The following is a 9,480-nucleotide window of genomic DNA, read 5'->3' on the forward strand; positions in this document are numbered from 1 at the left end:
CAACCAGAAAATTCCTCGTAAACCGTTTTGAAAATAGACTTTACAAACATAATATCACCATAAATCATCAAAAATATCGGGAATGAGCCGCCTGTCAAACCTCCAAAACCAGAAATACAGGACGCGCGAACACATTTCCTGGCCTTTTTCAGACAGAATCTGGAACCATGACAAACCAATACAACTTTCAGAACCAGGTCGCCGTGATTACCGGCGGGGGCAACGGCATCGGGCGCGCCACCGCCATTATGATGGCTGAAGCAGGTGCACATGTTTTTGCCGGTGATGTAAATCACCTCGAAGAAAACCGAGAAACATTCTCCCGACTGGAAATCGTGGAAATAGTATGTGATGTACGCCAGGAATCCGAAGTACAGGCTTTGATCGAAGCGGCTGTCAGCAAATATGGCAAAATCGATATCCTGGTCAACAATGCCGGCATCGGATTAGTGAAGCCGATCCATCAGGTCACCGAGTCGGAATGGGACGCCTGCATCGACACCAACCTCAAAGGCACATTTTTTGGCTGTAAACATGCCATAAAATACATGCTGGCGACAGGTGGCGGGGCCATCATCAATACAGCCAGTAATGCGGGTCTGCTCCCCCGCGTGCATGATCCCGTTTACTCAATCAGCAAACACGCCGTTGTCGCTCTTACTGAGAGCCTGGGTCTCTGCCACGGCAAAGACAATATCCGCGTGAATTGTGTCTGCCCCGGGCCTGTCGGTGAAACCGGGATGATGAATGACGATCTCGCCAATGCAGCAGACCCGGAGGGACTCACGCAATTGATGATTCGTGCCAGCCCGATTGCCGCCGCCCACAGGAGAATGATCAAACCTCAGGAAGTTGCCTCTGCAATTTGTTATCTGGCAAGCAAAGACGCCCTGATGGTTACCGGCACTGCACTTCGCATTGACGGTGGAAAATCACTGGGCGTCCCACCACAGGGGATGTAGAACGTATTATCCTGCGTAGCAGGAAGGAACGTGCTCTTTCAGGTGCGCCACCTGCTGATCGCTTAACGGAGTTACCAGCTTGCAGTCAATGCGCCAGAACTGATCGTCCAGTGGAGTAGCACGCACGACCGAAGCTGTCACATTCAGAGTAAAATCTACCCGTCGATCTTCTACATGTAGCTGCAATTCCTCCCGCAGGTTGAACTGCGATCGGGAAGCAAATGAGATCCCATTCTGGCTGACATTGATCGCAAAACCTTTATCGACTGGCTGATCCCCTTCCCCTGAAAGGCTTGGTTCATCCTTACCAAAGGCAAGAACAATCGCTTCACTGGCGTGCCGCGGAAACTCCCGACGGTCGCAGGATTTCGTTTCCCGCTGTTGAGCCCTGACCGGAGACCTTGTGATGTCCTGTGAATTTGCCCGTACCTTCTTGAGAATCTGATTCCAGGAACAATCAAGACTGCTCTTCCGAGCCTTTAATGCGCGAACAGAACCACTCAGGCAGTGACGGTATGCGATCGGTTCCATCAACTTCAAATGAGAAGAGGATAAAATCTCTGTGGCATTATCTGCGGTAGAAACAGTCTTTGGTTCGGCATCCAGTAATATATTCATTTGCTTAAACCTATTTTAATCAAAAACAAAATATCGATTCATCAACATAGACACCAGTAACGAACTACCGGCAATACGCTTACTAAAATCTAGTTCACTAAAAGGTTATGGTCAAAAATCTTAGGTTCTTTTTTTCAAAGAAAGGCACTGTTGAGAACTGAGTTCTTCCTGAAGTATACAAACAACGACATGAAAACCTGGCGTCAATAAGCTGTAATATATTACAAAATAGTCACTTACAACACGTGAACACAAAACGTTAAAAATTCACAGGATTTCAGGATTGTCAGGCAAGCGACTAGCTTGAGAAACGGGTATCAGGCAATTATACTGCCACGTTTCCAATGACTCTTAAGAATCGAATGAAGTTTTGTCGGTTCGATCATCGATAGGGGTTTCTATATTTAAACCGGTTTGACAATCACAGTAAATTTCGTGAGTCTCATCAAGCAGACACGCTTCTGCTCTCCCGGTTTACCCGATTACTACCCTTCCCTGACAGGTAGCGAGATAATACAGGCATGCGATTTTCGCTCGTCGATCAAATTTTGGAGCTGGAGAAAGGTAAGTCGATTACGGCTATCAAAAATCTTTCGCTGGCAGAAGAATACTTACAGGACCATTTCCCCGGCTTTGCCGTCATGCCGGGGGTATTAATGGTGGAATCAATCGTGCAAGCCGGTGCCTGGTTGATGCGTTACACAAATGATTTTCAGTACAGCACAGTCCTGCTGAAGCAGACCAAAGCCATTCGCTTTAATAGTTTTGTTACCCCGGGGAAACAACTCCGCGTCTCTCTGAGCATTCAAAAATGGGACGGAAATCTGTGCACACTAAAAGCTTCCAGCGAAGTAGAAGGCGAAACCGCTGTCAGCGGCCGGATCGTCTTGGAACAATTTAATCTGCGGGACAAAACCCCCTCAATGGCAGAGACTGATGCAGATCAGATCAAAAATCTGCAATTACAGTTTGGGCAACTTTGGAACCCCAACAGGCGAACGAACACCTGAAATTGGGTTTGCCTGTGTACTCGGTTTCTGTCAAAGTAACCATGATTAATTTAAATAACTAGATAGGAAAAAGAATGAAACTGGAAGGAAGAGTAGCGTTGGTAACCGGCGGCAGCCGCGGTATTGGTAAAGCCGTCGTGCAGGCCCTGGCCCGTGAAGGGGCAAAGGTTGCTTTTGTGTACCGTTCCAGTGCGGAAGCTGCCGAACAAATGGTAAAAGAACTCGCAGACCAGAATTGCGAGGCGATCGCCATTCAAGCAGATGTCGCGAACAAAACAGAAGCTGATGCGGCTGTCAACCAGGTCATTGAAAAGTGGGAAAAGATCGACATTCTGGTCAATAATGCCGGCATCATTCGCGATGGACTTTTGGCAACCATGTCTGCAGAAGACTGGCAGGCTGTGATTGACACCAATCTGACCAGCGTTTTCAACTTCAGTCAGGCAGTGACTCGCCCGATGATGTCAAAGCGTTATGGACGTATTATCAATATGTCGAGTGTCGCTGCTCACTTTGGAAATTCCGGGCAATCGAACTATGCCGCCAGTAAAGGGGGAATCATTGGATTTACCCGTTGCATGGCGACAGAACTGGCAAAACGGGGCATTACTGTCAATGCGGTCGCTCCCGGTTTTATTGAAACGGATATGACCGTCGACGTGCGGAATGCAGCCGGCGATCAGATCAAAAAACATATCCCTGCCCGTCGTCTGGGTCTTCCGGAAGACATTGCCAATGCGGTACTGTTTTTCGCTTGTGAAGAAGCATCCTACATTACCGGCCAGACACTGGCTGTCGATGGCGGATTAACTTTGGGTGGAATTTAATCTACGTCATTCCGAAACAGCTCGTTGCCGTTTTCGGAAGAAATATTTTGTGTTAGCGGTATACTGAGAATTGGGTCAATTCAACTTATCGTTAATGAGAACCGTCAAAACTATTCTTCCCGCCGAATAGTTTTATAAATCAGGCTGGGTCGGCGGGACTAATCGACCACCCGGTCGAACCAAGGAGTAATTACAGATGCCAACTAGAGATGAAATCTTCGATTCCGTTCGTGAAACACTGGTGGACGCTCTCGGACTGGACGATGACGAAGTCGTGCCTGAGGCCACTCTCATGGGTGATCTCGGCGCCGAATCTATCGACTTTCTTGACATCGCATTCCGGCTGGAAAAAGCTTTCGATATCAAAATCCCCCGCGGTGAACTGTTCCCCGAAAATATTGCTTCTTCGGATTCCGGCTTTGTTAAAGACGGTGTATTCACCGAAGCTGGCATCGCAGAACTACGGGTCAAGATGCCCCACGCGGACGTTGATTCATTCGTGGCCGACCCCAAAGTAGAAAAAATGCAGGATCTGTTTACCGTCGATATGCTGGTCAACTTCCTTGAATCGCGGCTTGCCTAATTGGTAAAAAATGATCAAACCGACTGACCTGTGGAAGCACAGCTCACAATGGTGGGCTGTGCGCCTTTGTCAGATTTTCTTTGATGCAAACAGCAATGAATAAATTGATCCGCTGGTTTTACCCGTGCTTCAAGTCAGCAATTTAAAGGTTCATAAAAATGCGATGGTTCTGGATAGATCGCTTTATTGAATTCGAAAGTGGTTCTTACGCAAAAAGTGTGAAAAATGTCACACTTGCTGAAGAACATTTACACGATCACTTTCCTGGTTTCCCGGTAATGCCGGGGTCCCTGATGATAGAAGGCCTGGCACAAACCGGAGGCATTCTACTGGGCGAAATCAATAATTTTGAACACATTGTGATTCTGGCCAAAGTGCCGCAGATGACCTTTCACAGCTGGGCCTGTCCGGGAGACCAATTGATTTATACGGCAAAAATTACCAATGCCGGCGAGGAGGGTGGTGCCGTCGATGTCACAGCCATGGTGGGGGATCGCCTGGTTGCAGAAGGTAGCATCATATTTGTCCACCTCGATCAAAGTGACTCCGAATTCGGGGCGATCAACCAGAAAAACTTTGTTTTTTCAATGAATCTGCTGGGAATTCTCGATGTCGGAAAAGCGGGAACCGGTGAAGATCAGTCCTGAGTCACCTATTTTTGGAACCTTGGTATGGAGGCCTTGATTCTAAATTGACTACAATAATAATTCTACTATTCGAAAACCGAATAGATTATCTGGCAGCAAATCACTTCTGGCTGGGTCAAACAACATTGTGATTTGCCTGCTGTTACAAAATTCAATTTAAAAAACTAGAATTTGAAGCCATGAACCGCCGTGTTGTCATTACTGGAATAGGTGCTATTACTCCTTTGGGGAAAACTGTGGAAGACACCTGGAAAGCACTCCAGGAGTCCAAATGCGGAATTTCCAATATCACTCATTTTGACGCCTCGAATTTTCCAACCCGTTTTGCAGCGGAAGTACAGGACTTCCATCTGGAAGACTATGTAGACAACCTGGATCGCTTTGAACATTCCGGACGCAATATTCGCTATGCCATCGGTGCTGCAACACAAGCTGTCAAAGATTCCGGCATCCTCGACGACGATTTTGATCCTGCTTTATTCGGTGTTTATCTCGGCGCCGGCGAAGGGCAACAGGATTTTTACACCTTTATGAAGATCATCGCGCAGGCGCAAAATGATGGCCACGTCGATCTGGAAAAGTTTACCAAAGTCGGACTGGAACAGCTTAATCCACGCTTCGAACTTGAGCAGGAACCGAATATGCCCGCCGGGCATCTGGCCAGCCTCTTTAATGCTCAGGGACCGAACCTCAACTGTCTGACCGCCTGTGCCGCCTCCAGTCAGGCAATCGGCGAAGCATCCGAGCTGATTCGTCGCGGTGATGTGGACATCATGCTTTCCGGCGGAGCGCACAGCATGATTCATCCGTTTGGCGTCACCGGTTTCAGCCTGCTGACAGCGCTTTCCACCCATAATGATGATCCCGCTAAAGCATCTCGCCCTTTCGATCGTAACCGGGACGGATTTGTCCTCGGCGAAGGAGCCGGCATGATGATTCTGGAAGACCTGGAACGAGCCCGGAAACGTGGTGCCCATATCTACGGAGAACTCGTCGGCTATGGTTCCAGTGCAGACGCATATCGTGTCACCGACATTCATCCCGAAGGACGCGGCGCCATCAAATGCATCAAAATGGCCATGAACCATGCGAACGTCAATCCGGAAGATATTCACTATATCAATGCCCACGGCACCAGTACCGCTGTGAACGATAAAGTAGAGACCAAAGCGATTAAGGGAGCACTCGGAGAACATGCTTATAAAGTTCCTGTTTCCAGTATCAAAAGCATGATGGGGCATTTGATCGCCGCAGCAGGCAGCGTCGAAGCGATCACCTGCCTGATGTCGATTCGCGATAACGTTGTTCCTCCCACAATCAACTACGAAACACCCGACCTGGATTGTGATCTGGACTACATTCCCAATGAAGCACGCCAGACAAATGTAACAACGACACTTTCAAACAGCTTTGGATTTGGCGGCCAGAATATTGCGTTGATTTTCTCAGAATTCAAGGACTAAAACTTCTGATTGTAGATCACGAAAATACCCCCCAGACTCAATCATTTGATAACAACGCTTAATCTGCAACTGAGTACACTGTGACAGGATCGTTACTGGCCAATCGCCTCAATTAATATTGAAGCCTCGAACTTAGCTTATATAATCACGAGACAACATCACCAATAGACAAGCGAGATCACCTGCATGGAGAGAAGGCTGTGAGTTGGTTGCTTTCGTGCACCCTGATCGTGATTCTGATAGAACTGATCGTACAATATTGTATTATGCGTGCCGCCTATCCCGTGCTCTTTTCTCCCATGCCAGACCGTTTCAATCTGGCCGGAACGCTGAACCAGCTGCCAGTCAATGATGAGAGCATCCGGATTAAGAACGTTTCCTTTCCGACTTCCAGTGGACTGACATTACACGGCTTCGTCGCCACGCCTGAAAATTCTGATCCTCAAGGCCTGATTCTCTTTTGCCATCCCTTTAAGTCAACAGGAAAAATTGCCCTGTTCCAGTGCCGTGGCTTGCTCGAAGCCGGCTTCGCAGTATTCTCATTTGACTTTCGAAATCACGGCGAAAGCGACATTGATCCCGATTACCACTCGATCCATTGGTTATCCGATCATGAGATCAGCGATGTCAAAGCAGCCATTCACTTTATCCAGAAACAATCGGAATGGGCTCATCTACCTGTAGGACTCCTGGGCATGAGCCGCGGTGCGGGTACAGCATTGGCTGTTGCCACACAATCTTCAAATATTCAATTTGTTGCCTGTGAAGGAGCTTTCGTAAATGAGGAACTCTTTCTGGATCATGCAATTCGCTGGGGAGAACGATTCTTACCGCGCATGTTTATTCAGTTGGTCCCAACCTGGGAGGTCGTCCGTGCATTTCGGATCATGATCTGGTACTCACAAAAGAGTCAGGGCTGCCATTACGTGAATTTGAAACCTCACCTCAAATCTCTGAAGAACAGAAACCTGTTATTTATTGTGGGAGAAAATGATCAAAGTGTCGTTCCACACATGACGGACCTGATCATCAAAAAAATGCGTCCTTCCCGGGTTACTGTCTGTTCTGTTCCACAGGCCATCCATAATGCCAGCCGGTATACTCAGCCTCAGCAATACGATGCTGCGTTAATCAACTTCTTCTCACAAATGTCTCTGAAAGTCGCACAGCGGCAAGACAGCAATTCTCCGCAACAAATGACCAACGAACCAGAATCGGAACTGGTAGCTGAAGATGGCATCGATCCTGATCAACATATCAGATTAAAAAAACGTTCCGCATAGCCTGAATCCGGATTGAGTGTCGCGAGATCTGTCATGCCACAAGTTACTGCCTATTTGACAGCAGAAATGTCTTTTTTGTATCGAAAAGTTGCAACGTCGATTCCAAAAGTAAATTTACGCCCCTGCCCAACAACACCTAACCATTTTCTGGGAAACCACTTACAGACAACCACTCATTTCTATTCGGTAATGGTATCTGATTTGCTAATCTTAATAGCTTGTTCGATAGATATTTGCATGATTTGAATTTTGGGCTAGGCTTACCTTAAATTTGCGCTGATGTAGTTGAACTTCCGAAGTTAATTGGTGAAATAAAACATGGTCATTGCCAGGTCTCAGACTCCCTATCAATTATTGATTGCTGATGATGACGCCGGATTCCGCAATGTACTCAAAGAGCTTTTTGCCCCTTATTTCAGGCTTTTTGAAGCGGAATCAGGTGAAGAAGCAGTCGAGCTTGTAGAGCAAATCCGGGTGGATATCGTTCTGCTCGACATGCATATGGACGTTCTGACAGGCTTGGAAGCAGTCCGCATCATGAAACAGTTCAATGCCATTCTGCCCTGCATTCTGATTACAGCGGACGCGACCGATGAATTACGGCAGGATGCCAGTGCCGCCAATGCATATGAAGTTCTGTCCAAGCCCTTCAAAAGGCAAGAATTAGTCTCCACTGTCTCTCATGCCCTGCTGGATGCCTACCACGACCCGGACATCCCCTCCTGGTTAGGAAACTAGACGGACTGTTTTCGAGGCAGAACCACTTGTGGTGCCCAGTGCCATCGCTGTCGGCATCTCCGCATTCCTCTCAGATCGCAGCCACTTTTTCTGCGGAATCGACTTTTCATAAACTGCAGAGTGAAGTACACTTCCCCTCGAATCTATTTTTCTTAAAAGCATACCTGCCTCCTGCATCCAGTGTCGTCACACGAAAAACCACACAAGCAGGTCGTGCGGCGGAAGGGAGTCTGCCATGCCATTCGTACCAACACGGTTCATCCACGCCAGTAATCTGCGCCTCGACCATCAACCTCAGGGGGTAGGCGCGGTTTCCAAAGCAGCGCAGACCAGTCTCGAAGATTGCACCCTGGCCACATTCGAAGAGATCGTCAAAGCATGCCTGGAGCATAAAATCGACTTTCTATTACTGACTGGCAATACCTTTATCGATGAGGATTACAGCATTCTCGCCAGAATTGCGCTGATCGAAGGGTTCCAGCAACTGGCATCTGAAAACATTCAGGTCTTCATTATTCCCGGCCAACACGATCCGTTGAGTGCATGGGATTTACAATACCACTGGCCCGGCAACGTCACGTTTCTCTCTCCACAGGATCATGACATACTCGACATCATGCGCGAAGAAGAAACCGTGGCAACCCTTCAGATTCTGGGGGCCTCTCACTACAAAAAACAACAGCCCTTAAAATTGAATCAACGCAATCAACTGTTTAATAAGCACGATCAACGCGCACTTTCGATTGGCTGCATTTCCGCCTGTGTACCAACAGAATCTGCTGCTCAGTCCGCGAAGACAAATCAATCCGTCCCCCTGACTCTACCAGGCGAATTTTTTCCTCTCGACTGGCAGTCGGATGAAATCGACGAAGTGGCCGTAGATTACCTTGCACTGTGTAAAGGAACTCAGCGCCAGACATTCGAAATGCAGCCCGGAATTGCCCATCATCCGGGCACAGCTCAAGGACTCAATTTTGACGAACACAAACAGGCCGGGGTGACACTGGTTACTGTCGAACCAGAAGCGCCCCTGGTACATCGCCTGTTGAAAGTCGCTGTAGTTCGCTGGCTCGTCATCGAACTGAATCTGGACCCGGAAACAAACCGGGAACAATTCAAACATTTGATGAAAGAAGCACTCCTTGCCCGTAAACCGGCCAACCACGAAAAGCTGTGGATGGTACGCTGGCAAATCAAAGGGGCTGGTGAGCTGTTTGATACGCTGCGAAATTTCAAGAATCAGCGAGGCCTGGCCAGCGAACTGGCAATCGAAATCAAAGATCGTCTACCCGTATTGATCGAACCTTCTTTTTATCTTCAGACGAGTGACTCGCTTTCCAACCGTAAAC

Annotated in this window: 10 protein-coding genes; 9 read left to right on the forward strand and 1 reads right to left on the reverse strand. The window is 48.0% G+C overall.

Going from position 1 to position 9,480, the window contains the following annotated elements:
* Positions 1 to 167: 167 nt before the first annotated feature.
* Positions 168 to 962 carry an SDR family oxidoreductase gene (locus tag Q0294_RS13985; protein ID WP_299466485.1) on the forward strand — a complete coding sequence of 265 codons (795 nt, stop codon included), beginning with the start codon at positions 168 to 170 and terminating at the stop codon, positions 960 to 962.
* A gap of 6 nt (positions 963 to 968) precedes the next feature.
* On the opposite strand, the gene Q0294_RS13990 is transcribed toward Q0294_RS13985, so the two are convergent.
* Positions 969 to 1,580: a PilZ domain-containing protein gene (locus Q0294_RS13990; protein ID WP_299466488.1), complete on the reverse strand. Its 612-nt coding sequence runs from the start codon at positions 1,578 to 1,580 to the stop codon at positions 969 to 971.
* A gap of 521 nt (positions 1,581 to 2,101) precedes the next feature.
* Between Q0294_RS13990 and Q0294_RS13995 the strand changes: the two genes are divergently transcribed.
* From Q0294_RS13995 to Q0294_RS14030, 8 genes are all read left to right on the forward strand, one after another.
* The gene (locus tag Q0294_RS13995; protein WP_299466491.1) at positions 2,102 to 2,590 is read left to right on the forward strand and encodes a 3-hydroxyacyl-ACP dehydratase FabZ family protein; all 489 of its coding nucleotides are present in this window, start codon (positions 2,102 to 2,104) and stop codon (positions 2,588 to 2,590) included.
* A 74-nt stretch (positions 2,591 to 2,664) separates the two neighbouring features.
* Positions 2,665 to 3,417, forward strand: coding sequence for a 3-oxoacyl-[acyl-carrier-protein] reductase (fabG, locus tag Q0294_RS14000; protein WP_299466493.1), 753 nt, complete (start codon positions 2,665 to 2,667; stop codon positions 3,415 to 3,417).
* A gap of 196 nt (positions 3,418 to 3,613) precedes the next feature.
* Positions 3,614 to 4,000: an acyl carrier protein gene (locus Q0294_RS14005; RefSeq protein WP_299466496.1), complete on the forward strand. Its 387-nt coding sequence runs from the start codon at positions 3,614 to 3,616 to the stop codon at positions 3,998 to 4,000.
* A 158-nt stretch (positions 4,001 to 4,158) separates the two neighbouring features.
* Positions 4,159 to 4,647, forward strand: coding sequence for a 3-hydroxyacyl-ACP dehydratase FabZ family protein (locus tag Q0294_RS14010; protein WP_299466500.1), 489 nt, complete (start codon positions 4,159 to 4,161; stop codon positions 4,645 to 4,647).
* A gap of 179 nt (positions 4,648 to 4,826) precedes the next feature.
* Positions 4,827 to 6,110, forward strand: a complete 1,284-nt coding sequence (gene fabF / locus Q0294_RS14015) for a beta-ketoacyl-ACP synthase II (protein ID WP_299466503.1) — start codon at positions 4,827 to 4,829, stop codon at positions 6,108 to 6,110.
* Positions 6,111 to 6,310: 200 nt separating this feature from the next.
* Entirely contained in the window at positions 6,311 to 7,393 is a 1,083-nt protein-coding gene (locus Q0294_RS14020) for an alpha/beta fold hydrolase (RefSeq protein ID WP_299466506.1), read from the forward strand.
* 318 nt (positions 7,394 to 7,711) lie between these two features.
* Positions 7,712 to 8,131 carry a response regulator gene (locus tag Q0294_RS14025; RefSeq protein ID WP_299466509.1) on the forward strand — a complete coding sequence of 140 codons (420 nt, stop codon included), beginning with the start codon at positions 7,712 to 7,714 and terminating at the stop codon, positions 8,129 to 8,131.
* A gap of 235 nt (positions 8,132 to 8,366) precedes the next feature.
* On the forward strand, positions 8,367 to 9,480 hold a 1,114-nt coding region (locus tag Q0294_RS14030; protein WP_299466512.1), incomplete at its 3' end, for a hypothetical protein.

Origin of the sequence: uncultured Gimesia sp. (genome assembly GCF_937919775.1) — a bacterium.
Lineage (GTDB): Bacteria > Planctomycetota > Planctomycetia > Planctomycetales > Planctomycetaceae > Gimesia.

What these genes read in the sequence shown, in the direction of transcription:
- fabF (WP_299466503.1), top strand. Translation starts at nt 4,827, where the DNA reads ATGAACCGCCGTGTTGTCATTACTGGAATAGGTGCTATTACTCCTTTG.
- Q0294_RS14010 (WP_299466500.1), top strand. Translation starts at nt 4,159, where the DNA reads ATGCGATGGTTCTGGATAGATCGCTTTATTGAATTCGAAAGTGGTTCT.
- Q0294_RS14005 (WP_299466496.1), top strand. Translation starts at nt 3,614, where the DNA reads ATGCCAACTAGAGATGAAATCTTCGATTCCGTTCGTGAAACACTGGTG.
- Q0294_RS13985 (WP_299466485.1), top strand. Translation starts at nt 168, where the DNA reads ATGACAAACCAATACAACTTTCAGAACCAGGTCGCCGTGATTACCGGC.
- Q0294_RS13990 (WP_299466488.1), bottom strand. Translation starts at nt 1,580, where the DNA reads ATGAATATATTACTGGATGCCGAACCAAAGACTGTTTCTACCGCAGAT.
- Q0294_RS14025 (WP_299466509.1), top strand. Translation starts at nt 7,712, where the DNA reads ATGGTCATTGCCAGGTCTCAGACTCCCTATCAATTATTGATTGCTGAT.
- fabG (WP_299466493.1), top strand. Translation starts at nt 2,665, where the DNA reads ATGAAACTGGAAGGAAGAGTAGCGTTGGTAACCGGCGGCAGCCGCGGT.
- Q0294_RS13995 (WP_299466491.1), top strand. Translation starts at nt 2,102, where the DNA reads ATGCGATTTTCGCTCGTCGATCAAATTTTGGAGCTGGAGAAAGGTAAG.